The 25,507-nt window shown below is 64.8% G+C and carries 25 protein-coding genes; 10 read left to right on the top strand and 15 right to left on the bottom strand.

Annotated features, from left to right (window positions below; all coding sequences use genetic code 11):
* Positions 1–17 precede the first annotated feature (17 nt).
* The gene (locus R2N11_RS21510) at positions 18–551 is read right to left on the bottom strand and encodes an RNA polymerase sigma factor (protein WP_316682329.1); all 534 of its coding nucleotides are present in this window, start codon (positions 549–551) and stop codon (positions 18–20) included.
* 647 nt (positions 552–1,198) lie between these two features.
* Between R2N11_RS21510 and cyoA the strand changes: the two genes are divergently transcribed.
* The 5 genes from cyoA (at position 1,199) to ettA (ending at position 6,972) form a co-directional block, all read left to right on the top strand.
* On the top strand, positions 1,199–2,152 hold the full coding sequence (gene cyoA, locus R2N11_RS21505; RefSeq protein WP_199032007.1) for a ubiquinol oxidase subunit II: 954 nt from the start codon (positions 1,199–1,201) through the stop codon (positions 2,150–2,152).
* A 9-nt stretch (positions 2,153–2,161) separates the two neighbouring features.
* Positions 2,162–4,141 carry a cytochrome o ubiquinol oxidase subunit I gene (cyoB, locus tag R2N11_RS21500; RefSeq protein ID WP_199032008.1) on the top strand — a complete coding sequence of 660 codons (1,980 nt, stop codon included), beginning with the start codon at positions 2,162–2,164 and terminating at the stop codon, positions 4,139–4,141.
* Positions 4,142–4,144: 3 nt separating this feature from the next.
* Entirely contained in the window at positions 4,145–4,786 is a 642-nt protein-coding gene (cyoC, locus tag R2N11_RS21495) for a cytochrome o ubiquinol oxidase subunit III (protein WP_199032009.1), read from the top strand.
* Positions 4,787–5,155: a cytochrome o ubiquinol oxidase subunit IV gene (locus tag R2N11_RS21490; protein ID WP_199032010.1), complete on the top strand. Its 369-nt coding sequence runs from the start codon at positions 4,787–4,789 to the stop codon at positions 5,153–5,155.
* 149 nt (positions 5,156–5,304) lie between these two features.
* Positions 5,305–6,972: an energy-dependent translational throttle protein EttA gene (ettA, locus tag R2N11_RS21485; RefSeq protein WP_199031687.1), complete on the top strand. Its 1,668-nt coding sequence runs from the start codon at positions 5,305–5,307 to the stop codon at positions 6,970–6,972.
* A 44-nt stretch (positions 6,973–7,016) separates the two neighbouring features.
* Here ettA and R2N11_RS21480 read toward each other — a convergent pair whose 3' ends face one another.
* The 5 genes from R2N11_RS21480 to R2N11_RS21460 form a co-directional block, all read right to left on the bottom strand.
* Entirely contained in the window at positions 7,017–7,250 is a 234-nt protein-coding gene (locus R2N11_RS21480; RefSeq protein WP_199031688.1) for a CDGSH iron-sulfur domain-containing protein, read from the bottom strand.
* A gap of 12 nt (positions 7,251–7,262) precedes the next feature.
* Entirely contained in the window at positions 7,263–7,751 is a 489-nt protein-coding gene (locus tag R2N11_RS21475) for an aminoacyl-tRNA deacylase (RefSeq protein WP_039598829.1), read from the bottom strand.
* Positions 7,752–7,907: 156 nt separating this feature from the next.
* A complete protein-coding gene (locus R2N11_RS21470) occupies positions 7,908–8,219 on the bottom strand; it encodes a PXPV repeat protein (RefSeq protein WP_199031689.1) in 312 nt (103 codons plus the stop codon).
* A gap of 187 nt (positions 8,220–8,406) precedes the next feature.
* Entirely contained in the window at positions 8,407–10,995 is a 2,589-nt protein-coding gene (gene mdoH, locus R2N11_RS21465; protein ID WP_316682328.1) for a glucans biosynthesis glucosyltransferase MdoH, read from the bottom strand.
* A complete protein-coding gene (locus R2N11_RS21460; protein ID WP_269848290.1) occupies positions 10,968–12,551 on the bottom strand; it encodes a glucan biosynthesis protein G in 1,584 nt (527 codons plus the stop codon). Before R2N11_RS21460 ends, mdoH begins: the two co-directional genes overlap by 28 nt.
* Positions 12,552–12,855: 304 nt before the next feature.
* Here R2N11_RS21460 and R2N11_RS21455 point away from each other — a divergent pair, with 304 nt between their 5' ends.
* Together R2N11_RS21455 and R2N11_RS21450 are read left to right on the top strand one after the other, a co-directional pair.
* Positions 12,856–13,578, top strand: coding sequence for a hypothetical protein (locus R2N11_RS21455; protein ID WP_316682326.1), 723 nt, complete (start codon positions 12,856–12,858; stop codon positions 13,576–13,578).
* Between the two features lie 124 nt (positions 13,579–13,702).
* Positions 13,703–13,891: a hypothetical protein gene (locus tag R2N11_RS21450; RefSeq protein ID WP_316682324.1), complete on the top strand. Its 189-nt coding sequence runs from the start codon at positions 13,703–13,705 to the stop codon at positions 13,889–13,891.
* A 19-nt stretch (positions 13,892–13,910) separates the two neighbouring features.
* On the opposite strand, the gene R2N11_RS21445 is transcribed toward R2N11_RS21450, so the two are convergent.
* The 6 genes from R2N11_RS21445 to hemA all read right to left on the bottom strand — a co-directional run bounded on the left by R2N11_RS21445 (position 13,911) and on the right by hemA (position 19,009).
* Complete coding sequence (locus tag R2N11_RS21445) at positions 13,911–14,546, bottom strand: UbiX family flavin prenyltransferase (RefSeq protein ID WP_316682322.1); 636 nt, start codon at positions 14,544–14,546, stop codon at positions 13,911–13,913.
* A gap of 32 nt (positions 14,547–14,578) precedes the next feature.
* Entirely contained in the window at positions 14,579–14,890 is a 312-nt protein-coding gene (gene grxD, locus R2N11_RS21440; protein WP_199031693.1) for a Grx4 family monothiol glutaredoxin, read from the bottom strand.
* Positions 14,891–14,980: 90 nt separating this feature from the next.
* Complete coding sequence (prmC, locus tag R2N11_RS21435; protein ID WP_316682321.1) at positions 14,981–15,868, bottom strand: peptide chain release factor N(5)-glutamine methyltransferase; 888 nt, start codon at positions 15,866–15,868, stop codon at positions 14,981–14,983.
* A gap of 90 nt (positions 15,869–15,958) precedes the next feature.
* Positions 15,959–16,324 carry a hypothetical protein gene (locus R2N11_RS21430; protein ID WP_316682320.1) on the bottom strand — a complete coding sequence of 122 codons (366 nt, stop codon included), beginning with the start codon at positions 16,322–16,324 and terminating at the stop codon, positions 15,959–15,961.
* A gap of 188 nt (positions 16,325–16,512) precedes the next feature.
* Entirely contained in the window at positions 16,513–17,595 is a 1,083-nt protein-coding gene (gene prfA, locus R2N11_RS21425; protein WP_316682319.1) for a peptide chain release factor 1, read from the bottom strand.
* Between the two features lie 106 nt (positions 17,596–17,701).
* A complete protein-coding gene (gene hemA / locus R2N11_RS21420) occupies positions 17,702–19,009 on the bottom strand; it encodes a glutamyl-tRNA reductase (RefSeq protein ID WP_316682318.1) in 1,308 nt (435 codons plus the stop codon).
* 253 nt (positions 19,010–19,262) lie between these two features.
* On the opposite strand from hemA, the gene R2N11_RS21415 reads away from it, so the two are divergent.
* The 3 genes from R2N11_RS21415 (at position 19,263) to R2N11_RS21405 (ending at position 22,481) form a co-directional block, all read left to right on the top strand.
* Complete coding sequence (locus tag R2N11_RS21415) at positions 19,263–19,511, top strand: GlsB/YeaQ/YmgE family stress response membrane protein (RefSeq protein WP_199031697.1); 249 nt, start codon at positions 19,263–19,265, stop codon at positions 19,509–19,511.
* Complete coding sequence (locus R2N11_RS21410) at positions 19,511–20,914, top strand: DKNYY domain-containing protein (RefSeq protein ID WP_316682317.1); 1,404 nt, start codon at positions 19,511–19,513, stop codon at positions 20,912–20,914. The genes R2N11_RS21415 and R2N11_RS21410 overlap by 1 nt, the downstream gene beginning before the upstream one ends.
* Before the next feature lie 73 nt (positions 20,915–20,987).
* Positions 20,988–22,481 carry a hypothetical protein gene (locus R2N11_RS21405; RefSeq protein ID WP_316682316.1) on the top strand — a complete coding sequence of 498 codons (1,494 nt, stop codon included), beginning with the start codon at positions 20,988–20,990 and terminating at the stop codon, positions 22,479–22,481.
* A 71-nt stretch (positions 22,482–22,552) separates the two neighbouring features.
* Here R2N11_RS21405 and ychF read toward each other — a convergent pair whose 3' ends face one another.
* From ychF to R2N11_RS21390, 3 genes are all read right to left on the bottom strand, one after another.
* Complete coding sequence (gene ychF / locus R2N11_RS21400; RefSeq protein ID WP_316682315.1) at positions 22,553–23,647, bottom strand: redox-regulated ATPase YchF; 1,095 nt, start codon at positions 23,645–23,647, stop codon at positions 22,553–22,555.
* 125 nt (positions 23,648–23,772) lie between these two features.
* Positions 23,773–24,660 carry a DMT family transporter gene (locus R2N11_RS21395; RefSeq protein ID WP_316682314.1) on the bottom strand — a complete coding sequence of 296 codons (888 nt, stop codon included), beginning with the start codon at positions 24,658–24,660 and terminating at the stop codon, positions 23,773–23,775.
* Positions 24,661–24,677: 17 nt separating this feature from the next.
* The gene (locus R2N11_RS21390) at positions 24,678–25,493 is read right to left on the bottom strand and encodes a DUF2182 domain-containing protein (protein WP_316682313.1); all 816 of its coding nucleotides are present in this window, start codon (positions 25,491–25,493) and stop codon (positions 24,678–24,680) included.
* Positions 25,494–25,507 lie beyond the last annotated feature (14 nt).

Genomic DNA, 25,507 nt, shown 5'->3' with positions numbered 1-25,507 from the left:
CAAGGATTTATGCGTGTTCAGCGCGGTGGTGCTGCGGCCGGGCGGTCCAGCGCCGTACGGCAGGCCATCATGCCCAGCCGGATGTGCTTTTCGACCGCCTTGCGCGAAATCCCCAATCTTATCGCCACCTCGGCCTGTGGCATCTCGTGGATCTTGTGCAGCACAAACACCTGCTGACAGCGCGGCGGCAGCAGGGCAATGGCCTCCGACAGGCGATCCAGCTCACGGCCGGCGTCGATGTGGCGGTCATGGCCGGGGGCTTCGTCGGCGGGTTCGGGTAGTTCGCCAGCGGACTCGACCCACGCGCCGCGGGCCGTTTCCACGCGATGCCGGTCGATCGCCAGGTTGACGGTCGCGCGCCGCAGGTAGGCCACGGGTGCCGCGACTGGCTGGCGCGGCGGTTCCGCGAGCAGGCTCACGCACACGTCATGCACGACATCCCGCGCAAAGCCCCGGTCCGCGCCAAAGCGCCGGCGCAGCAGATCGACCAGCTCGTCGTAGTGACGGACCAGTGCGGCGAGCAAGGGCGGGGCGGAGGAATCGCAGGACACCGGGCGGTGATGCGGGGCGGTAAAGTGCTGAATTGTAAATGAGAAGTATTCTTATTATCAATTCAACATTTGAGCGCACATTTGGGGTCAGCGTCGGGTGCGCACCACTGTGGCTGATTGTCGCAGTGCAACAACAGCCACTTTCGATTTGCTTACCCGCAAAACCGCGTAAACCCTAGCCGCGCGGGGAGGGCGCCACTTGTCAATCGGCCCCGATTTCTGTTTGCCTGAGCAGATAACGCAATCCGAAGTGCTGTCTGGCGGTAAGATCGCGCCCGCATTCCACTCCCAACCGCGCTCCCCCAACGAGCGCCTGACGTAGTGCCTGCATCGAATCCTTCCGCCCCCGATCTGTCGTCCGCTGCCTTGTGCGGTGCGGCGGCGCTCAGCCTCGTCCATGTCAGCCATGGTCGAAGTCCGCCTCTTCGGCGGGGTGCGCTGGGTTCAGCTTCTCCCTGACCGGCGCCTGATGTGATCGAAGATCCGCTATTGCACCTAAGCGCTTTCGAGGTGCCGGTAGCACGGTCTTTTCTCATTTCCCGCGTTTATCTGCCTGTGGCCGCTGTATGGGCTGCTTGGCTCCCGTGATGTTGGTAAGCATTGCCGGCGCAACTGTGCAAGACATGAAGAACACACTCGTTCCACATATGAAGCGGCTCCTGGCCGCAAGCCTCCCGCTCCTGCTGGCGGGCTGCAACCTGACGGTCCTCGACCCGAAGGGGATGATTGCGGCGGAAGAAAAGACGCTGATCCTGGTGGCAACCGGCCTGATGTTGCTGGTGGTCATTCCCGTGATCATCATGACGCTGGTGTTCGCGTGGAAGTACCGCTCCACCAACACGAAGGCACGCTACGAGCCGGACTGGTCGCACTCCAACGCCATCGAGGCGGTGGTGTGGCTGATCCCGTGCCTGATCATCGTCGTGCTGGGCTGGATCACCTACAAGTCCACGCATGCGCTCGATCCGTACAAGCCGATCGAATCAGACGTCAAGCCGATCACCGTCGAGGCTGTTTCGCTCGACTGGAAGTGGCTGTTCATCTATCCGGAACTGAAGATCGCGACGGTCAACCAGCTCGCGTTCCCGGCTAACACCCCGATCAACTTCAAGATCACGTCCGACACGGTGATGAACGCGTTCTTCATCCCGCAGCTCGGCAGCCAGGTGTACGCCATGGCGGGCATGCAGACCAAGCTGCACCTGATCGCCAACGAGACCGGCGTGTTTGATGGCATGTCGTCGAACTACAGCGGCCAGGGTTTCACGGGCATGAAGTTCAAGGCCACGGCCATGACGAACGAAGAGTTCGACGCCTGGGTCAAGCAGGTCCGCAGCGCGCCGCAGGTTCTGACCAAGGAAGGCTACGCAGAGCTGTCCAAGCCGAGCGAGAAGGTGCCGCCGGCGGTGTACGCCTCGGTGGACCCGGCGCTGTATCACAGCATCCTGCACAAATACATGGGCGACTCGGACAAGGTCCTGACGCTCGACGAGGCGCTCCAAGGCGCCAACTGCACGGTGGAAACGGCTGACGCGGCAACGCGTCCGCTGCCGGTGCAGTCCGCCCTGCCGGCGCCCAAGGGCACGGCCAAGAATTCCTAGGAGTTGACGATGTTTGGCAAGTTGAGTCTGGAGGCCATTCCGCTGCACGAGCCCATCGTGGTCGTGACGGTCTCGGCCATTCTGCTGGGTGGCGCGGGCCTGTTTGGCCTGATCACCTACTTCAAGAAGTGGACATACCTCTGGAATGAGTGGATCACCTCGGTCGATCACAAGAAGATCGGCGTGATGTACTGCATTCTGGCCATCGTGATGCTGCTGCGCGGCTTTGCCGACGCCATCATGATGCGCTCGCAACTGGCGGTCGCCTCGGGCGGCGGTGCCGGCTATCTGCCGCCTGAGCACTACGACCAGATCTTTACCGCGCACGGCGTGATCATGATCTTCTTCATGGCCATGCCGCTGATGACGGGCCTGATCAACCTGATCGTGCCGCTGCAGATTGGCGCGCGCGATGTGGCGTTCCCGTTCCTGAACACGCTGTCGTTCTGGCTGGCTGCTGCCGGCGTGGTGCTGATCAACGTGTCGCTGGGCGTGGGTGAATTCGCTCGCACGGGTTGGCTGGCATACCCGCCGCTGTCGGAGCTGGCATACAGCCCGGGCGTGGGGGTCGACTACTACATCTGGGCCTTGCAGATATCCGGGTTGGGCACGTTGCTGACCGGGGTGAACTTCGTCGCGACCATCTTCAAGATGCGCGCGCCGGGCATGACCCTGATGCGCATGCCGATCTTCACCTGGACGTCGCTGTGCTCGATGATCCTGGTGGTTGCCGCCTTCCCGGTGCTGACCGTGGCGCTGGCGCTGCTGGGTGCTGACCGCTATCTGGACATGCACTTCTTCACGAACGAGCTGGGCGGCAACGCCATGCTGTACGTGAACCTGATCTGGATCTGGGGCCACCCCGAGGTGTACATCCTGATCCTGCCGGCGTTCGGCATGTTCTCGGAAATCGTCTCGACGTTCTCGCGCAAGAAGCTGTTCGGCTACACGTCGATGGTGTGGGCAACCGCCGGTATTACCGTGCTGTCGTTCCTGGTGTGGCTGCACCACTTCTTCACCATGGGCTCGGGTGCGAACGTCAACGCGTTCTTCGGTATCGCCACGATGATCATCTCGATCCCGACGGGCGTGAAGATCTTCAACTGGCTGTTCACGATGTACCGTGGCCGCGTCGAGCTGAACTCGATGATGCTGTGGACGATCGGCTTCATGATCACCTTCGTGATCGGCGGGATGACCGGCGTGCTGCTGGCCGTGCCGGGCGCTGACTTCTTGCTGCACAACAGCCTGTTCCTGATCGCTCACTTCCACAACACCATCATCGGTGGCGTGGTGTTCGGTTACCTGGCCGGTATCACGTACTGGTTCCCGAAGGCCTTCGGCTTCAAGCTCGACGAGAAGTGGGGCAAGCGTGCCTTCTGGTGCTGGTTCGTGGGCTTCTACACCGCCTTCATGCCGCTGTACGTGCTCGGCTTCATGGGCATGACGCGTCGTCTGAACCATACCGACAATCCGGCATGGCAGCCGTGGCTGATCGTCGCCGTGATCGGCGCTGCGATCATCGCCTGCGGCATTGCCTCGCAACTGATCCAGATCTTCGTCAGCATCCGCAACCGCCATGCGCTGGCTGACCTGACGGGTGATCCGTGGGGTGGCCGTACGCTGGAGTGGGCGACTTCGTCGCCGCCGGCGCACTACAACTTCCCGACCCTGCCGGTGGTGCGTGACATCGACGCCTTCGCCGACATGAAGGCACGCGGTGAAGTGCCGACGCAAGTGGCGGCCAGCTACGAGAAGATCCACATGCCGAAGAACACCGGCGCCGGCTTCTTCATCGGCATGTTCTCGATCGTGATGGGCTTCGCGCTGATCTGGCACATCTGGTGGATGGCCGTGCTGGGTCTGGTCGGCATGATCGGCAGCTTCATCCTCCGCAGTAACGACGACGACGTCGATTACTACGTGCCCGCTCACGAGGTCCACGAGACCGAGTCGGCCTACTTCCAACGTATCGGTTCGCAGGCTTAAACCATGGCTTCCAATGTTCTAGACGGTCACGCCGCGCACGGTCACGCGCACGGCCACGACCACGCGCATGACCATGCGCACCACCACGACGTCGCAGACACCAAGGTCTTCGGCTTCTGGGTGTACCTGATGAGCGACTTGATCATCTTCGCGTCGCTGTTCGCTACGTTCTGCGTGCTGCGCGGCGCGACGGCGGGCGGCCCGACGGGCAAGGAGCTCTTCGACCTGTCGTACGTGGCGATCGAAACCGGCATCCTGCTGGTGTCGTCCATCACCTACGGCATGGTGATGATCAGCGTGCAGAACGGCCGCAAGGATCACGTGATGCTGTGGCTGGGCATCACCTTGCTGCTGGGCGCCGCATTTGTCGGCATGGAAATCAACGAATTCCATCACCTGATCGCTGAAGGTGCGGGCCCGAACCGCAGCGCGTTCCTGTCGTCGTTCTTCCTGCTGGTCGGCACGCACGGCCTGCACGTGGCGAGCGGCATGCTGTGGATCATCGTCATGATGTGGCAGATCGCCGCCAAGGGCCTGACCCCGACCCAAACGACCCGCCTGTCGTGCCTCTCCCTGTTCTGGCACTTCTTGGACGTGGTGTGGATCGGCGTGTTCACCGTCGTGTATCTGCTGGGAGCGATGTAAATGGAACAGACTAACGTTTCGACCCCCGTCGCCCACGGCGAGGGTCACGGTCATGCTGCCGGCGGCGCCGGCCATGCCACTATCAAGGGTTACCTGATCGGCTTCGTGCTGGCGGTGATCCTGACGGCCATCCCGTTCAAGATGGTCATGGACGGCGGTTACTCGCACGGCACCGTGCTGGTGACGGTGATGGCGCTGGCGGTCGTGCAGATCGTCGTGCACCTGATCTATTTCCTGCACCTGGACGGTTCGTCCGCCCAGCGCTGGAACGTGATGGCCTTCCTGTTCACGCTGCTGATTCTGGCGATCGTCGTTGTCGGTTCGCTGTGGGTCATGCACAACATGAACGCCAACATGATGACGATGTAACGAGAGCGGCTTCTCGCTGCATCGGAAGGGCGCCCCTGGTGGGCGCCTTTTCTTTTGCCCGTGCGGCCTTACGCCTTGGGTTTGCCGGGCTCCGGCTTTGTTAAACTCGATGGGTTCCCCATTTCTGCGTTTCCCCTCGCAATTCCGCCATGTCACAGTACGTTTTCACCATGAACCGCGTGGGCAAGATCGTTCCGCCCAAGCGTCAGATTCTCAAGGACATCTCGCTGTCCTTCTTCCCCGGCGCCAAGATTGGTGTGCTGGGCTTGAACGGCTCGGGCAAGTCGACCGTGCTCAAGATCATGGCCGGCCTCGACAAGGATATCGAGGGCGAAGCCACGCCGATGCCCAACCTGAACATTGGCTACCTGCCGCAGGAGCCGCAGCTCGATCCCGCCAAGACCGTGCGCGAGGAAGTCGAGAGCGGCCTGGGTGAGGTGGTGGACGCACAGAAGCAGCTCGAAGCCATCTACGCTGCCTATGCCGAGCCGGACGCCGACTTCGACAAGCTGGCCGAAGAACAGGCCCGTCTGGAGGCTATCATTGCCGCCGGTTCGGGCGACAACCTTGAACTGCAGTTGGAAATCGCCGCCGACGCGCTGCGCCTGCCGCCGTGGGACGCCAAGATCGAACATCTCTCGGGCGGTGAAAAGCGCCGAGTGGCGCTGTGCAAGCTGCTGCTCTCGCGCCCCGACATGCTGTTGCTCGACGAGCCGACCAACCACCTGGATGCGGAATCGGTGGACTGGCTTGAACAGTTCCTCACGCGCTTTCCGGGCACGGTGGTGGCCGTGACCCACGATCGCTACTTCCTCGACAACGCCGCCGAGTGGATTCTCGAACTCGACCGTGGTCACGGCATCCCCTGGAAGGGCAACTACAGCTCGTGGCTCGACCAGAAAGAGACCCGCCTGAAGCAGGAAGAGTCGAGCGAGTCGGCACGCCAGAAGGCGCTGAAGAAGGAACTGGAGTGGGTGCGCCAGAACCCGAAGGGCCGTCAGGCCAAATCGAAGGCGCGTCTGGCCCGCTTTGACGAGCTGAACAGCCAGGAATACCAAAAGCGCAACGAAACACAGGAAATCTTCATCCCAGCTGGCGAGCGTCTGGGCAATGAAGTGATCGAGTTCGAGAACGTCAGCAAGAGCTACGGCGATCGCCTGCTGATCGACAATCTCAGCTTCACGATTCCGCCGGGCGCCATCGTCGGCATCATCGGTCCGAACGGTGCAGGTAAGTCGACGTTGTTCCGCATGCTCACGGGCAAGGAGCAGCCGGACTCGGGCACCATCAAGATCGGCCCGACGGTCAAGCTGGCCTATGTGGACCAGAGCCGCGATGCACTGTCCGCCGACAAGACCGTGTTCGAAGAAATCTCGAACGGCTCCGACATCCTGACGGTCGGCCGTTATGAGACGCCATCGCGCGCATATATCGGCCGCTTCAACTTCAAGGGCGGTGACCAGCAGAAGCATGTCGGAACGCTGTCGGGCGGTGAGCGCGGGCGCCTGCACCTGGCCAAGACGCTGATCTCGGGCGGCAATGTGCTGCTGCTGGACGAACCGTCGAACGACCTCGACGTGGAAACGCTGCGCGCACTGGAAGACGCGCTGCTGGAGTTTGCCGGCAGCGTGATGGTGATCTCGCACGATCGCTGGTTCCTCGACCGCATCGCCACGCACATCATCGCGTTTGAAGGCGACTCGCACGTCGAATTCTTCCCGGGCAACTACCAGGAATACGAAGCCGACAAGAAGAAGCGTCTGGGCGAAGAGGGTGCCAAGCCCAAGCGCATCCGCTACAAGCCGGTCGTGCGTTAAGCGGGATGCGGGCAGCTTTGTTGCTCGCATGCCCGCATCCCGGTCTACGGTGAGCGATCTGCCTCGACCGTGGGCGGCGCGTCGAGATCGTTATCGAACTCGGCGCGCTTGTGCGAGCCGTCGCAGAACGGCTTGTTCAACGAGTGCCCACAGCGGCACAGCCATGCCTGGCCGTCCTCCACCGGCAACTCGCGCCCGCCCTGGGTGACGATGTGAAACGCGCCCTTGATGTGATACGGCCCGTTGTTGCGGGCCGTGATGACGACGTCGTCGGCCATGATGGCCTCCCGTCAAAACAGGATGCCCTGCATCCGATAGGCGAAGTGCGCGGTCTTTGCGTCGCGCATCAGCGCCATGAACTGATCCATGTCCATGTGCACGACGTTCTCATGGTCTCCGGCTTCAAAGTAGACGTCGCGATGGGTCATCAGGCTGCTGTCGAGATACGTCGGCATGCCATAAGCCATGCCCACTGGCGGTACGGCACCGGCATCGCAGTCCTTGAAGACTTCGCGCAGCTCGGATTCATCGGCCAACGTCAGGTCGTCGCGGCCCGATGCCTTTTGCAGCTCCGACAGATGCAGGTGATATGTCGACGGCAACACAGCCGCGACATAGCCGAGCTTGTCCTCAAGCAACAGCGTCTTGGCCAGACGGTCCCCCGGGACATGCGCGGATTGCGCGGTTTCTGTGCTGGTGTGGGTATGCGGATGGCGAATCACCTCGTACAGGCAGCCTTTGCTGCGCAGGCAGCCGTCGAGGGTGCTGGAGATCGACATGGCGTCCTCCCGTGTGCTGTGCGGCCGGGCGGCGGGATTGCAGTGGCCGCTACGTCAGCATAGGTCGGTTTGCGATGCATGCGGGGCGTCGCGTGCAAAAGCAACGGGCCGCTCGTGTGAGCGGCCCGTTTGCCTGTTTCCGTTGATCGGCGGGTCTCAGCGATCCCAGCCGCGGTGCCAGCCATTGTCGTGGCGCCATTCGCGCTCACGCCATTCGTGACGGCGCCATTCACGTTCACGCCAGTCGTCACGGCCACGGTAGTAACCACCACCGTAGACCACCGGTGCCGGTGCGTAGTAGACCGGAGCCGGGCGATAGACCGGGGGCGGTGCGTACACAGGCGCCGGGGCCACGTAGACCGGCGCAGGCACGCCGATCGCCACGCCGACATCCACATGCGCCAGCGCCGCCGTCGAGGCGCACAGCGCGGCGCCACCCAGAACGAATGCGAGCAGTGTGCGTTTCATGATGCTTCTCCTTCGGTTGCGAGGCCGGGCAAGATTGCCGACGACTTCGTGTATCAGGTTCGTGAAGCCATTCTATGAACCGCAAGCCCGATCAGGTGATACGCAAATCCTACGGATGTAACGGAAAGTAAAACGCCCCACCGGCAAGACGCTGGTGGGGCGCGGTAGTTCAGGGGGGGCGGGTCGGTCAGCTTTGCGCAGGCTCCCAAGCCGCACGCTGCTCAGGTGACGACCACACCGCCAAGTGCAGCGCTGACAGCGAGAACGGATCCGACAGCAGCACCAGCTTTTGCTTGCCAGTGAGCTTGTCGGGGCCGACCTCCAGCGCATGACGCACGTGCGCCTCACGCACTGCCACCAGACGCTTGTCTTGCGGAAAGCGCGTCGTCGCAACTGCGCACATCAGCGCGTTGGTCACGGGGTCAACCACGGCCTGACGGAAGTCGGGCGTGGGCGGCGCATTGCGCAGATGCTTGCGCGTGGCGCGCAGCTCGCGCGGCGGCCGCACTTCCTCGGGGATCATGAACAGGTGCAGGCGGCGCATGCGCCGGCCCAGGCTCACGCGGCTCGAGAGCACCGATAGTGGGATCGACACGATCAGCGCCCCGACCACTGGCGACAGCCACCAAAGGAAGCTCGGGTTCAGCCAGTAGACGATGCCTGCCCAGACGACGCCGATGACCGTGTGCAGGCCATGGCGGCGCACCGCGTCGCTCCAGTGCGTCTGTGCGTCTTCACGCGGGGGCGATTTCCAGTGCACCTTCCAGCCAAGAAAGGCGGCCGTCACAAAACGCGTGTGGAACAGCATGCGCACGGGTGCAGCGAGCACCGAGAACGCGGCTTCGATCACCATCGACGCCGCCAGATGCAGTGCGCCGCCGAAGCGCTTCGGCCCCTGTGCCCACAGCACCAGCACGCTGAGGATCTTCGGCAGGAACAGCACGGTGGCGGTGGCCGAGAATAGCGCGGCGGCCTTTTCCGGATGCCACTCCGGCCAGATCGGGAAGAGCTGGCGCGGCTGCGTGAAGTACTCCGGCGCGATCAGCGTGTGCTTGGCCAGTAGCGCGGTGGAGAGCAGCAGGAACAGGAACCACAGCGGCGCCGACAGATACGCCATCACCCCGGTGATGAATACCGCGCGGTGCACGCGGTGGAAGCCCGGTGCGCCGAACAGGCGGAAGTTCATCAGGTTGCCGTGGCACCAGCGGCGGTCGCGGCCCAGCTCGTCGAGCAGGTTGGGCGGCATCTCTTCGTAGCTGCCGTCCAGGTCGTAGGCGATCCACACGGCCCAGCCGGCGCGGCGCATCAGCGCGGCTTCGACAAAGTCGTGCGACATGATCTCGCCCGACAGCGAGCCCTTGCCCGGAATCGGCGCGAGCGCGCAGTGCTTGATGAACGGGTCCAGCCGGATGATGGCGTTGTGGCCCCAGTAGTGCGATTCACCGAGTTGCCAGTAGTGCAGGCCGGCGGTGAACAGCGGCCCGTACACGCGCGTGGCGAACTGCTGGATACGTGCGTACAGCGTATCGCGCCCGGCAGCACGCGGCGCGGTCTGGATGATGCCGGCGGACGGTGCGCCTTCCATCAATTGCACCAGACGCGTCAGGCAATCGCCGCTCATCACGCTGTCGGCGTCGAGCACGATCATGTAGCGGTATTTGCCGCCCCAGCGCCGGCAGAAATCGTCGATGTTGCCGCTCTTGCGCTTCACGCGGTGGCGGCGCCAGCGGTAGAAGATACGGCCAAAGCCATCGAGCGCTCGGCAGATGTGCAGCCAGGCGTCGGCCTCTGCGGTGCGGATGTCCGCGTCGCCGGAGTCTGACAGCACGAAGAAATCGAAGTGCTCCAGATGCCCCGTACGCTCCAGCGATTCGTATGTCGCGCGCAGGCCCGCGAACACGCGCTGCACATCCTCATTGCAGATCGGCATGACGATGGCGGTACGTGCATCGTCCGGAATCACGGCATCGGGCGAGGCGCGGCGCGAGATGACGAAGCGGTCCCCATGGAAGGCCAGCAGCAGGAAGCCGGTGATGGCCGTCCAGAACCCTGCCGACACCCAGCAGAACAGCACCGCAAACAGCACGATGATGATGGCCTCAAGCCAGTCGTGACCGTGATACGGCAGCACCGTGCTCATCGCCCAGGTGGCGGCGACGGTCTGCGCAATCATCAGCGCGAGCAGCGTCAGGCGGCGGCGTGCGCCGACAAAACGCCAGATGCCCTTTGGGTCCGGCGAATCGGGTGCTTCATAGGGCTGGGGCTTTTTGCCGCCGTGCATCCAGCGGTCAAAGGCGTTGCGTGCGCGCCAGATCGGCCCGAGCACCCACGGCCAAGGCACCATCGAACGACGGGCGGGCGTGGGGCCGGTGTCCAGGTGGATACGGCCTTCGTTGTCGTGTTCGACCGGCGGTGCAGGTTCGGCAGCCGGCTCCGTCGATGCGGCATCAGCGCGCGTGGCGCCGTAGGCGGCGTCCAGGCGCGTACCTACTGATGCGTAAGCCGGTGCCTCGGCTTCGAGCGAAGTCGTCTGCGCCGGGTCGAGCTTGGCCAGCGCGCGGTGCAGTTTGGCAAGCGCCGCCGCATCATCGTCACCCGCCGCAATGGCCGCATCACGTACGAGCGCAGCGCGCGCCTCGGCAGCGAGCGGAAGCGCCTCAAGATAGCGATCGGCCACGGACTCGGGAGAGGGCATCGTGGCCGGGCTGGCGGAGGCGGCTGTGCCGCCATTCTGGGCTGTCGTCACGTTCAGCCCGGCGGTAGCAGGTAGCTCCACGTCTCAGAAATTCCGGTACCGCCGCTGCGCAGGTAGCCGCGCAGCTCGATGGGTTTGTCGTCGTCGACCCGCTTGAGGCGCACGGTCACGCGCCAGCCGCCGGTCGCGGTGTTGGGTTGGCCAAAGATCGATTCGATCTTGCCGTTGGCATCTGCCGAGAACACCGGTTCGACCGGTGCATTGGGCGGCAGCTTGGCCAGCGCCGGGCCTTCAAAATCGACCACGAAGGCGATCGTGTCGTCGGGCTTGCGCTCATCTGGGCGCTTGGTGGTCCAGCCGTGCGAGCGGCGTGTCTGCGTGACCCAGGACAGCGCTGGCTTCTTGTCGCCGTCTTTCTGCCACAGCATGCGGTACTCGAAGTTGTACGGCTGCTGCGGCTTGGGCGGGTTCTCGGGCACCCAGTAGGCAACCACGTTGTCGTTGGTCTCGTCTGGCGTCGGAATCTGCACGAGCTCCACGCGGCCGGCGCCCCACTTGCCCACGGGCTCGATCCAGGTGCTCGGGCGCAGTTCGTAGCGGTCGCCGATCTCTTCGTAGCTGGAGAACGCGCGGTCGCGCTGCATCAGGCCGAAGCCGCCCGGGTTGGTGGTCGAGAACGAACTGACCAGTAGGCGCTTGGGATTCGTCAGCGGTCGCCAGATCCATTCACCCGTGCCGGAGAGCACCGACAGGCCGTCGGAGTCATGCACCTCGGGGCGGAAGTCCAGCGCGCTGGCCGGCTGGTTCTCGCCAAAGAAGAACATGCTGGTGAGCGGGGCAATGGCCAGCTTGCTGACGTTTTCGCGCATGTAGACCTGCGCCTTTACGTCGACCACCGTGTCGGTACCGGGCTTGATGACGAAGCGGTACGCACCCGTGGCGCGGCGCGAATTCAGCAGCGCATAGACCGTCAACTCCTTGGCATTGGCCGCCGGGCGCTCGATCCAGAAATCGGTGAAGCGGGGGAATTCCTCGCCCGAGTTGAGCGCGGTGTCGATGGCCAGGCCGCGCGCGGAGAGGCCATAGACCTGGTTCTTGCCGATCGCGCGGAAGTACGACGCGCCCAGGAAGACGATCACTTCGTCCTTGTACTTGGGCGTGTTCATCGCGTAGTGCACGCGGAAGCCGGCAAAACCCAGGTGCTGCAGTTGCTTGGCGTCCAGCTTGACCGGGCCGTAGTCGAACAGGCGCGGGTCGAAGCGAATCTCGCGTATGCCGGCCGGCGAGACCTCGTTGATCTTCACCGGCTGGTCGTAGTACGAGCCTTCATGGAAGAAGCCGAGTTCGAACGGCAGCTTGTCGCGGCGCCAGTAGGCTTGGTCCGACTTGAAGCGGATCTCACGGTACTGATCGTAGCGAAGTTCGCGCAACTGGCGTGGCAGCGTTTCGGTCGGGGCTTGGTAGGGCTTGGTCGCCAGTTGCTTGGCGCGTACGGCCACGTCATTGAAGCCGAAGGCCAGAGCCGCATGTGCCGAAGCCAGTGCCAGCAGGCCCACAGCCAGCCGTGCATAGCCGGCAAGCGAGCGAGTCCGGCGGGACGGGCTGGAATGGAAGGGAACAGCGTCGGGAGTGTTCAAAATGAGATCGCGTACTGTGCGGCAGGTTGGGGGAAAGTGATGCTTGGGCCTGCCGATCATTCGTCTGTGCCCCCGGGATTTTACCCGCCGGACCTTTACGAGATCAAAACCGGCAACATTTTGATAACGTTTCCGCCGGTATTCCGCCCATAACCGTGTCAAGTTGCGTGTAAGCCTCGTCTTTTCGTTGGGGCAGCCTGTCGTGCGAGGGAACGCGACCCCGCCCGTCGGGTCAGAATCGCGTTCGCCATCGCCCGCCATGCGTGCATGGCACACTCTCGGCTCTTTCCTTCATGGAGTTCGCATGACTTGCTGGACGCGCGGCGCTGTAGCGCTCGCTTTCTCGACCTCGCTGCTGGCGCCAGTGGCGTTTGCTGCATCTGCGGCCAAGGCGGCACCCAAGGCCGCAGCACCGGCCAAGGCGGTGCGTGATCCGGATGACGTGGCCGTGTTGCTCGATGCCTTCCCGCTCGGCAAGCCGCTGCGCAAGCTGCCCTCGTGCGAAGACGTGCGCGCCGCGGGCGGCAAGGATGTCTCCGAATACTGTTCCGACACACTGGAATCGCACGGTCGCACGCGCTCGCTGGGGGTGCCGTCGGCAAAACGTCCTGAGCTGATGGACGGCCCTCAGGCGGTGCTGCTGATCGACCAGGACGGCAACATCGCCGGCATGTTCGTGCCCACGCGCGGTGTGGATACTGAGCAGCGCATCTTCCAGGCGCTGTCCGATCGCTATGGCAAGCCTGCGCAGGAAGGCAAGGCGCCGCTCAAGCTGAAGTCGGGCAAGACGGTCGATTCACTGCGCGCGCGTTGGGCGGGACATCAGACCATCGTGACGATGTATGCGATTCCCGAAGAACCGCAGAACGGTACGGTGGAGTTTCTCTGGGCGCCGCGCGCTGGTGCAGTGATGGACCAGATGCGCGCAGAAGTGGACCCCGATGCGCCCAAGCCGGCTTCCGGTGTGGCGGCATCGGTGCCTGCCGCATCGGGCAAGCCAGCCACGGGGAAGGCGACGCCACAGTAGTGCGCTTACGGACACACACGCGTAGTGTCCCGTTACATCCTTTACACCCGCATGACCCCGGCGTCGCCCGCACCGGCTTATAACGTCCGCATGGCCTCATTGACGGGGCCGAAGGACGCTAATCATGAAAATCGTGGCTTTGGCCCTGTTGGCTGCGACGCTTGGGGGGTGTGCGGTGTATCCGGCACCGGTGGCGGTTGCGCCCGCACCGGTCTACGCGGCGCCGGCCTATCCGGCCTATCCGGCTTACTACGGCGGTTACGGTTATTGGGGACCGTCGGTGTACTTCAACTACCACGGCGGTCGCCGTTGATTCGCGGCAAGCGGGTGGGCTAGTCGACCGAATGCAGCCCCGGCCAGCCCGGCGCCAGCGTCTGCGGCAGGCCCAGCAAATCGAGCACGCGCCCCACCGTGTGGTCGACCAGGTCGTCGATGGTCTTGGGGCGCTGGTAGAAGCCCGGCACGGGCGGGAAAACGATGCCGCCCATCTCGGTCACGGCCGTCATGTTGCGCAGGTGCGCGAGGTTCAGTGGCGTTTCGCGCACCATCAGGATCAGGCGGCGGCGCTCCTTGAGCGTGACATCTGCCGCGCGCGCAATGAGGTTGTCCGACAGGCCGTGCGCGACGGCCGCCAGTGTTCTCATTGAGCACGGCGCCACCACCATCGCCTCGGCAGCGAATGAGCCGCTGGCAATCGTCGCGCCGATGTCGCGCACGTTATGCACCACGTGCGCGAGCGCTTCCACTTCTTCGCGCGTCATGTGCAGCTCGTGCTGCACGTTCATCAGCCCTGCAGGCGACATCAGCAGGTGCGATTCCACCCCCGCTGATGCACGCAACTCCTGCAGAACCTGCAGCAGCCGCACGCCGTAGATTGCCCCCGACGCACCCGTGATCGCCACGATGATGCGGCGCGTGCGCTGCGCATCAACGGTGGCGGATCGGGCGGAGGATACAGGCGCGGTCACGCTGAAATGAGGACGCGTTGAGTGATCGGCAATCAGGCCGCCAGCAGCGGCTGCAGTTCGCCGCTCTGGTACATCTCCATCATGATGTCCGAGCCACCGATGAATTCGCCCTTCACGTAGAGCTGCGGAATGGTCGGCCAGTTGGCGTATTCCTTGATGCCCTGGCGGATCTCGTCGTCTTCCAGCACGTTGACGGTGTGCGGCTGATCCACGCCGCAGGCCTTCAGGATCTGGATGGCGCGGCCCGAGAAGCCGCACATCGGAAATTGCGCCGTGCCCTTCATGAAGAGGACAACGGGGTGGCCTTTGACGATCTGGTCGATCTTTTCGTGCGTGGTGCTCATGGGGAGACTCGATTCGGTAAGGGGAGGCGACGGCTGCCGCATCCGCATTGGAAAACCCACCTATTTTAGCGAGATTCGGCCTGCGCCGTTTCAGGCCGGGGTTTTGGCGGTCGGCCAGCGTCCGCCGCTGCAGCGATCGTGGCTCGCCAGATCCTGTGCGGTGAAGACATCGGCAAAGCCCGCCTGCGTTAGCAATGCGCGCACGGCCTCGCCCTGGTCGTAGCCGTGTTCGAGCAGCAGCCAGCCGTCGGCCGCCAGGCATGCCGGGGCGCCGCTGACGATGGTGCGCAGATGCCGCAGGCCATCGTCGTGATCGGTGAGGGCGCTGGGGGGTTCGAAGCGCAGGTCGCCCTGGCCGAGGTGTTCGTCGGTGGCGGCGATGTAGGGTGGGTTGCTGACGATCAGATCGAAGACGTGTGGCGCGTCGGTTTCGGCCAGCGCGCCGTACCAGTCGCCCAGTGCAGCATGCAGGTTCGCGGCGCCGAGCGCTTGCGCGTTGCCCATCGCCACGGCCAGCGCATCGGCTGAGGCATCGGTGGCCCATACGCATGCATCGCGCCGTGCCAGCGCAATGGTGATGGCGATGATGCCGCTGCCGGTGCCCATATCCAGTACATCGGGGGCGTCGCGTTCTTCGATGCGATCCAGTGCCTGTTCGACCAGCAGTTCGGTATCGGGACGCGGGATCAGTACCGCTGGCGTTACCTTGAACGTGCGGCCAAAGAATTCACGATCGCCCAGCAGATAGGCCATCGGCTCGCCGGCCAGGCGGCGTGCGGCGAGTTCGCTGAGCTGTTGGCGCACGGCCTCGTCAATGCCATACGTGTCTTGCGTGATGAGCTGTACGCGCGACAGGCCGGTCGCGTGCGAGACCAGCATGCGGGCCTCCAGCGCAGGCAGGCCGGCGCGCGTGAGGGCGGCCAGTGCATCGGCCACGCGAGCCAGGGTTTCGGGCGGAATCACGGAGACGGGCGACACGGTGGGGCGGCTACGGCAAAGATCGGGCGCACAAAATAACACGGGCCCGAGTATCCGGGCCCGTCAGGCAAGTGCAACCAAGCGTGCGGCTTATTGCTTGGTGGCGTCCTTGACCTTGTCGGCGCCTTCCTTGGCGACATCGGCAGCCTTGTTGGCGGCGTCTTTGGCTGCATCCTTGGCTTGATTCATGGCGTCCTTGGCTTGCGTCATGGCACCCGAAGCGGCGTCTTTGGCCCCAGCCATTGCGCCGGAAGCAGCATCCATGGTGGCTTGTGCGCCGGAAGCGGCTTGGCCGACGGCGTTGCTGGCGCTGTCGACGGCGCTCTTGGCGGCATCGGCCGATTGTTGGATCGCGCTCTTGGCGGCGTCCGCCGGAGCTTCGTCCTTCTTGCCGCAGGCAGCCAGGCCGAGGGCGAGGGTGGTGGCAACGGTGATGGCCAGCAGTTGGGTACGCATTGAGATTCTCCTAATCGTCGTGGTGGTTGCCGCGCCTGTCAGGGAAGATGACCACCGGGTGCGACCGGCGGCGCACTCGGCGCGATCGAAGTCGATTATAGGAACGGGCAGTCGGCACGCCACCGTGCAAAGCTGTATCAAACGCAAGCGAATGTTACGAGAGGACCGCTTTTTAACAATCGAGCGCGTTAGATGTCCTCGCCCAGGGCAGCAAGCTGTTCGGCCTGGTGCTCGGCGGCCAGCGCGCCCACCAGTTCATCCAGGTCACCGTCCATGATCGCGTCGATCTTGTACAGCGTCAGGTTGATGCGGTGGTCGGTCACGCGGCCCTGCGGGAAGTTGTATGTGCGGATGCGGTCGGAGCGGTCACCCGAGCCGATCAGGCTTTTGCGCGCGCTGGCTTCCTTGGCCTGGGCTTCGCGCTCCTGGCGGTCTTTCAGGCGTGCGGCCAGGACCTGCATGGCGCGGTCCTTGTTGCGGTGCTGGCTGCGGTCGTCCTGGCACTCCACCACCAGGCCGGTCGGCAGGTGGGTGATGCGCACGGCGGAGTCCGTCTTGTTGATGTGCTGACCACCCGCGCCGGACGCACGGAAGGTGTCGATGCGCAGGTCCGCCGGGTTGATCTGGATGTCGGCCAGTGCATCGGCCTCGGGCATGATCGCCACGGTGCAGGCGGACGTGTGAATGCGCCCCTGCGCCTCGGTGGCCGGCACGCGCTGCACGCGGTGGCCGCCTGATTCGAACTTCAGGCGCGAGTACGCGCCTTCGCCCACCAGCCGCGCGATCACTTCCTTATAGCCGCCCAAGTCCGATGGGGATTCGCTCACGATCTCGACCTGCCAGCGCTGGCGTTCGGCAAAGCGCGTGTACATGCGCAGCAGGTCGCCCGCGAAAAGAGCGGATTCATCGCCGCCCGTGCCGGCGCGGATTTCCACGAAGATGTTGCGGTGGTCGTTGGGGTCTTTCGGCAGCAGCAGGCGCTGCAGTTCGCTTTCGAGCGCTTCCATCCGGTCACGCGCGGCGCGAAGTTCGTCTTCGGCAAATGCCTTCATGTCCGGATCGGCCAGCAACTCCTGCGCGGTGGCAATGTCATCCTCGGCCTGCTTCCACGCGGCGAATTGCGCAACCACGGGTTCCAGCTCGGCGTGTTCGCGCGTGAGCTTGCGGTATTGATCGAGGTTGGCGGTGGCGTCTTCGCGCGCGAGCAGCGCGTTGATTTCGACGGTGCGCTCGGCCAGTTGGTCGAGCTTGGACAGCATGCTGGGCTTCATTCGGGCAGTCGCAGAAGTGGATGCCAAAGGCGGCTAGGGGCGAAGGCGGCGCATGATACCGCGCCAGAAAATGCGTACCGGAGCGGCACGCAGAGCCAGCGCGCCGCTAGCGCTCGGAGTGGCTGGACTGGCGGAACAGTGCCGGCAGCAGGTCGATCAGCTGTTCGCGGCCTTCGCCCTGCGCATGGTTGAGCGCATGCGTCGGGCCGTGGAGGAATTTTTTGGTGAGCGCTTGCGACAGCGCTTCGAGTACCAGCGCCGGATCGTCGCCACGCGCGAGCATGCGCTGGGCGCGCTCCAGTTCGCCTTGGCGCAGCGTTTCAGCCTGTGCGTGCAAGTCGCGGATGACGGGCACCACGCTGCGTGCGTCGAGCCAGTGCATGAAGTTCTGCACGCGCGTCTCGATGATGGCCTCGGCCTGCGCCACAGCGGCCTGCCGCAGCGCATTGCCCTCGCGCACGATGGCGCCGAGGTCGTCCACGGTATAGAGGAAGATGTCCGACAGGCGTGCGACTTCGGGCTCAATGTCGCGCGGCACGGCCAGGTCGACCATGAACATCGGGCGATGGCGGCGCTGCTTGATGGCGCGTTCCACGGCCCCCAGGCCAATGATCGGCAGCGTGCTGGCGGTGCACGAGACGACGATGTCAAACTCGGCCAGCTTGGTCGGCAGTTCGGCCAGGCGTAAGGCGCGGGCGTTCAGGCCCTGGTTCGACAGGGCTTCGGCCAGCTTCTCGCCACGCTCGAGTGTGCGGTTGGCGATCACCACCTCGCGCGGCTTCTGCGCGGCGAAGTGGGTGGCGCACAGTTCGATCATCTCGCCGGCGCCGATGAACAGCACGCGCTGCTCGGCAATCGATTCGAAGATGCGCTGCGCCAGGCGCACGGCGGCAGCAGCCATCGACACGGAATGCGCGCCGATCTCCGTCGTGCCGCGCACTTCCTTGGCAACCGCAAAGGTGCGCTGGAAGAGCTGATTCAGGTACGTGCCCAGGGCGCCGGCCTCGGTGGCGGTGCGCACGGCGTCTTTCATCTGGCCGAGGATCTGCGTCTCACCCAGCACCATCGAATCGAGCCCGCTGGCCACGCGAAATGCGTGACGCACGGCCAGCGATTGACCCAGCGAATAGACGTGGGGCGCAAGTTCGCCCGGGTCGATGTTGTGGTGGTGGGCCAACCAGCGGATCGCGTGCTCGTGCGCCATATCTTCGGGCAGGTTGCCGTCGGTGGCGCAGTACAGCTCGGTGCGATTGCAGGTGGACAGGATAGCGGCCTCGGCCGTGCTCTTGCGGCGGGGCAGATGCTGGCGCAGCGTGGCCAGTGCGGGCTGGAGCTGTTCGAGCGGAAACGCCACCTTCTCGCGCAGGGAAAGCGGCGCAGTGTGGTGGTTGATTCCGAGCGTCAGCAACTGCATGTGGGGCGGCCGGTTAAGAATGAACGGCACGAATTTTGAGCACCCACGATTATAACGCCGGCCCCGACGCTCGGCAGGGCACAGGGCAATCGAACCGTCGTTCGACGCCAAAATGTTGGTTATGCATCACCTGACAGCGGGTGCGCTGTGGTTGCCTTCTGTGTGGTTTTCCGCCCTGCCTTGCGCTAAGGTACGCGTCCAATTGAATCGCGACGCATCGCAAAATCGCGCACGGCAATACGGAGAACAGGCAATGGGGTGGATCGGGCCGCTATGGATCGGGCTGGCAGTGGGGGCTGCAGCGCGTTGGCTGCATCCGGGCGGCAAACGCCTCGGCTGGCTGGCCGCGCTGGTGGCCGGCGTGATCGGCGCGTTGGTTGGCTACTACGGCGGCCAGTTCGCGCACCTGTACGCCGACGGGCAGATCATGGCGTGGACGGCGGCGGTGATCGGCGCAATGGTGGTGCCGGCCGCGTGGGGTTTGCTGCGGGGCGGACGCTGATGCGGCGTGCACGGCTAGCCGGCCTGCTCGCAGTCGCCGCAACATTGCTGAGCCTGCCGGCGGCTGGCCTGGCCTATACAGTGCGAAGCTGTACTGAGTACTGGTACCCGCCCGCGAAGCCGGGGCAATCCATCTCTGATCTGCGGCCGGAACGCACCAACGCTTGCAAGCACCACGCCATCGAGATGCGCAGTGACCGCTTTGGCGTGATCGACGGCCAGGGCTACTTCATCACCACCGATGTGAACACGTCGCGTGCGTGTGCGGGTGGCGGGCCGGCATTCAACCCCTCGTGCCTGATCCCGGGGCCGCTTCAGCGCAACGAGGTGTCCGAGGTTCGCAACTACTACCGGCTCACGCAGAATGGTGCGAGCTTGCGCCCGCTCGGTCAGGGCTATGCGACGGATGGTCGCATGGTGTTCTCATACACCTCGCCGATTGCCGGCGCAGATGCGGCCAGCTTTCAGGTCTTCACGCCGCAGGGTGCCGCTGCCGATGCCGCCTGGGCCCGAGACCGCACGCGCATCTACCACGACGAGACACCTGTGCCAGGCATGGCGCCGGGGCCGGTGACGGTGTTTGATGAGACCTTCGCCGTCAACGGTGGCCGGGTCTACGAGATTGATGCGCTGGACGGCATCAAGCTGCGCCCTGACGTGCGCCCGAGCCTGACCGTCTTGGCCTTCGCGCAGCCTTTGTACTCCAATGTGATCAGCGATGGCCAGCACATCTACGTGAAGGGCAAGCCGCTGGATGGTGCGCGCGCGGCCACCTTTCAGATGCTGCCATCGACATGCCCGGTGCCGGGGCTGCCCGGGCTGAAATGCCGGAGTGAACTCGTGCGCAACACCACGGCATCGAACTTCCGCATTGCCCGCAGCGGTAACGACATCCTGTATTTCGGCGAGGTCTACAAGGTCGTGCGCATTCGCAACGCGCCGGATTTCGTCTACTTCCAGCTCGCCGATAGTGATGAGCTGCTGGGCATCGGCGGCAATCGCGTGTTCCAGCTTGAGGAAATGGGTTCGGCAGTGGGCGATACCGTGGTCGATCGCACCTATGTCGGCCGCCTCAACGGGCCGGCGGCCGGTTACCTCGTCGACGAGATCGGCTTTATCTCGCTGCATGATCTGGCGCGCGGCAGTGGCCCGCTGTGCGGCCAGGTGTCCGATCTCGCGACGCCCGAGCGCGACGGCGTGCCGCGCTTCGGCCCGCTGAAACGTCTGCCTGAGGCCCAGGTGCCCGCTGGCTTCAAGATCGCGTTCGAGAACACGCGCTACCGCTATCTGTTTGCCGGCGCGCAGTCGACTGAATTCGACACGGTGATCGACCTGCGCGATGGCCGCCGCATGCGGGCCAACTGGTGCGGAGACGGCATCCAGCCGCAGGTGGCGCGACGTTAGAACGCCAAGCGTGGTTAACCGCCGTTAACATGGCTTTGCTATCGTGGCGCGCTTTGCACAAGGTGCGCCAACCATGCTCCGCTCCCGTTTCTCCAACAAGACTTTGCGCCGTGTCGGGCTGGTCATCCTGCTGGCCGCGCCGGCCTGGTACATGGGCAAGATCACCGTGGCCAAGTTCGAGATCGGTGGCGCCAGCCCCAACCAGCGCACGCTGGGCACCGTCGCCTTTGTCGAGCAGCGCGGCATGGAGCAGATGTGCACGGGCGTGACCGTCACGCCGCAATCAACCTGGCTGATTGGCAGCTACGAGGGCTCGCGCGATGTGATGCCCGGCGATACCCACCCCATCGATATTGATGCGTTGCTGCGCGACAAGGCTACGTCCGGGGATGAGCGTGCCGGCCCGCGCGAACGTACAACCTCCTACCTCTCTCGTCTGAATGCGCAGGGCCAGTTCGAGCTGGTGGCCACGGTCAGCGGCACCACTTGCCTGCAGGCCACTCCTGACGGGCGCACGCTTTATCTGCTGACGAGCCAGGACCGCCCGGCTTCTGCCAGCGGCGATGGCATCCAGCAGAGCGCCGTGTTCCGCAGCGACGACCAGGGCAAGACCTGGGCCTGGCAACGCGCCGGGTTCATGGACACCACCAATGTTTCCGCCTGGGCGCTCAAGCTGAGCTGGTTCAGCACGCAGGAACTGTGGAGCGTGGCTTCGGGCGATGGTCTGTCCTTCGATGCAGAGGCCCCGGCAGCTGCCGGCCCGGACAACCCTGCGCCGGATTCAGGCCGCGCCGTCGCGCTGTTCTACTCCAACGACGGCGGCAAGACCGCGCAGCGCGTGCCGGTTCCTCCGTCGATGCTGGTCAACGTGGATCACGTGCGTGGCAAGGCGCCGTCGGGCGTGGAGTGGGGCTCGGGCGCTGAAGCCGTAGAGGGCGAGGTGCATGCGCAGGTCGTTCAGCTCGATGCCCAGCGCGCGGTGCTTTGGGTCTCGCAACGTTTCCGCTACAGCCGCCCCGACAGCGCTTACTACGCCGGCGCCGTGCTGGTAACCAGCCGCGCAGAGCTGCGCCGTGTCGACGGACGCTGGCAGTTGGGCGCGCCGCAACGCCTGGAAGACACCTGGGTCGACGAGGTTTACCGCAGCCCCGCGGGCCGCGTGATTGGCCTGATCGACCATGCCAGCGACAAGCGCATGCAGGTGGCCCTGCTGGACCCCGCCACGCTGGCCTGGAGCGAGCAGGGCAGCCTGCCCACGTCGTTCGACCCGCTCTCCGCCAGTGCTTACACGCGCGGCTTCTGGGCGGGTCAGGAGACGCTGGTGGCCAACGTGAGCGGCACCCACCACGTGCCGAAGTGGATCTACCCGTGGACGTCGGACGGCGCGCAGATCTCGGGCGACGCCGTGTTCTACTCGCGCGACTGGGGGCGCTCCTGGCATCGTCTGGCGATCCCGGGCTACCTGGGCGTGGCTGGCTTCGACGCCGCGCGCGACGAGGTGTTCTGGTCCAAGGGCAACTGGTACGAGAGTTCGGACCGAAGCATCTACGGCTACGGGCTGCGCTAGTCGCCGTCGCCACGATCGCCGGACATGAAAAAAGCCCCGCAATGCGGGGCTTCTTCGTTGCGCTTGCCGGATCAGACGTTGAACAGGAAGTGCAGCACATCGCCGTCCTTGACGATGTATTCCTTGCCTTCGGCGCGCATCTTGCCGGCTTCCTTGGCGCCCTGTTCGCCCTTGAACTGGATGAAATCGTCGTACGAAATCGTCTGGGCGCGGATGAAGCCGCGCTCGAAATCCGTGTGGATGGCCGCTGCCGCACGCGGGGCGGTGTCGCCAATGTGGATCGTCCAGGCGCGCACTTCCTTCACGCCTGCCGTGAAGTACGTTTGCAGACCCAGCAGCTTGAAGGCCGCGCGGATCACGCGGTTCAGGCCCGGCTCTTCCATGCCGATGTCGGCCAGGAATTCAGCCTTGTCGGCGTCGTCCAAATCAGCGATTTCGGCTTCGATGGCGGCGCACACGGCTACCACCGGCGAATTCGTCTGCGCGGCGTAGGCGCGCACGGCGTCCAGGTGCGGGTTGTTCTCGAAGCCGTCTTCGCGCACGTTGGCCACGTACATGGTCGGCTTGGCCGTGATCAGGCACAGCGGCTTGATCGTCGCCCACTCTTCATCGGTCAGGTTCAGGCCGCGCACCGGCTTGGCTTCGTCCAGCACCTTCTGGGCCTTTTCCAGCACGGCGACCAGCTTGGCGGCTTCCTTGTCGTTGCCCGACTTGGCGGCCTTGGTGTAGCGCTGCAGCGCCTTTTCCACCGTACCCAGGTCAGCGAGGGCCAGCTCGGTGTTGATGACTTCGATGTCGGCGATCGGGTCGACCTTGCCGGCCACGTGGATCACGTTGTCATCTTCGAAACAGCGCACCACATGGGTGATGGCATCGGTCTCGCGGATGTTGGCCAGGAACTGGTTGCCCAGGCCTTCGCCCTTGGACGCACCTGCCACCAGACCTGCAATGTCGACGAACTCGACCACTGCCGGTAGCACGCGCTCCGGCTTGACGATGTCAGCCAGTGCCTGCAGGCGGGCGTCCGGCACTTCCACCACGCCCACGTTGGGCTCGATCGTGCAGAACGGGTAGTTCTCGGCGGCGATGCCGGCTTTGGTCAGGGCATTGAACAGGGTCGACTTGCCGACGTTCGGCAGACCGACGATGCCGCATTGGAGGCTCATGGTGAAAAAGGCTCTAAATCAAGGGGTTGCGTGACGCTGGGGCGGCAGCAGCACAGCGGAATCAAGGCTGTGCGCGTCGTTCACGGAGAGGCGTGATTGTAACCGCTCCGGGTCGGGTCTAGCCCCTAGGACGCGGCCTCGGCGCGCTTGCGCTGGGTGCGACTGGCCAGCACCAGGGCAATCCCGCCCAGGATGGCGGCAGAGGCCGCCGCCAGCCGCGGCGTCAGTGGTTCAGCCAGGAACAGCACCGCACCAAACGCCGCAATGGGCGGCACCGACAGTTGCACCGCCGCCGCGCGGATCGCCGAGAGCCCCTTGAGGGCCGCATACCAGATCACATAGCCGATGCCCGAAGTGACCGCACCAGAGGCCAGCGCCAGCGCGATCCCTACCGGGCTGGCGTGCGCGCGGCTGACCAGCACCGCACTCAAGGCGAGCGCCATGGGCGCGGCACGCAGGAAGTTGCCGGCGGTGGCGCCCAGTGGATTGTCGAGCCCGCGGCCGCGCAGCGAATATACGCCCCAGGCCACGCCGGCTACCGTCATCAACGCGGCCCCCAGAGGTGTCGGCGCCGTCACACCGGGTGATACCAGGTAGATCAGCCCGCCCAGCGCCAGCGCAAAGCCCGCCCAGCCGAGCGGTTCGAACCGTTCACCCGCGCGCAGGCCCGCGCCCAGCATGGTGAGCTGCACTGCACCGAACAGGATCAGCGCGCCCGTGCCCGCGCTCAAGGTGAGATACGCAAACGAGAAGAACGCGACGTAGGTGAACAGCATGGCCGCGGCGGTCCAATCCGTGCGGGCTTTTGGCGCCCGGCCAGCGTTGAATCGCGCGAGGATGGCCAGCATGAGCGCGCCCGACACCAGCCGGATGCTTGAGAAGCTGGCCGCATCAATGGACGCATGCTGCAACGCCAGCCGGCACAGCAGCGAGTTGGAGGCGAACGCCACCATGGTGATGCTGGTGAGCACCACCGTGCGCAGGGCGAGCTGGCCGTCGCTGGTGGTATCCATGGCATCCACGGTGGCCATCACGCGAGGGGCGCTGCGCCCCAGAGGTGCGTTGCCACAAGCGCAGCGGCACCCGCCAGCAGCGCCACGCCCAACGGCGCAGACAACCGACGTCCCCACGCGACGTTCTTCTCGATGGCCATGGCGGCGGCCAGCACCAGCATCCAGCCGAGGCTGCCCGCGCCCACCACGAACATCAGCAGCATCAGCGCCCAGCAGCACCCCACGCAGAACAGCCCGTGGCGCAGCCCCAGCAGGAATGCCTGCCGCTGCGGCGCGGGGCCATGCCAATGGCTGATGACGAAGCTCAGCGGCGACCGGCACTGGTCGAGGCATCGATACTTCAGCGCGCTGAACTGGAAGGCACCGGCACCCGCCAGCGTGGCCGCGCCGATCAGCCAGCCATGCCAGCCCAGCAGCGGCACCCGCGCCACCCCAGCGAGCAGCACCGCATGCAGCCCATGTGCCAGCAGGCCGAACGCGCTCCAGGCGGTGAGGTAGCCGGCGCCCAGCAACACCAGCAAGCGCTGGCGATCTGCCCGCCCCACAACGACGCGGTCAAAGGCCCGGAACAGCGGCAACGTGGTCGGCAGCATCATCGCCAGAATCATCAGCGTCCAGGCCAATGCGTAGAGCGCCGCCGGCACGACGAGCGAACCTGCCGGCACCACCCGGCACAGCCACGCCGCCGGGCCGGAGGCCGTCCAGTCGCCATGATCCAGATAGCGGCCATATGGGCTGCGCGCCCACAGCCACAGCGTGAGCCAGGCAAGTGTCACCAAGCCGGCAAGCACCGGCAGGAAGACGCGCTGATGGCGGGACGCAGTGACGCGCATGGTTGCCGCAGCAC

Source organism: Ralstonia flaminis (assembly GCF_958415495.1).
Classification (GTDB): domain Bacteria; phylum Pseudomonadota; class Gammaproteobacteria; order Burkholderiales; family Burkholderiaceae; genus Ralstonia; species Ralstonia flaminis.
The sequence above is the reverse complement of the archived record's forward strand: the minus strand, read 5'-3'. Positions and strand labels throughout refer to the sequence as shown.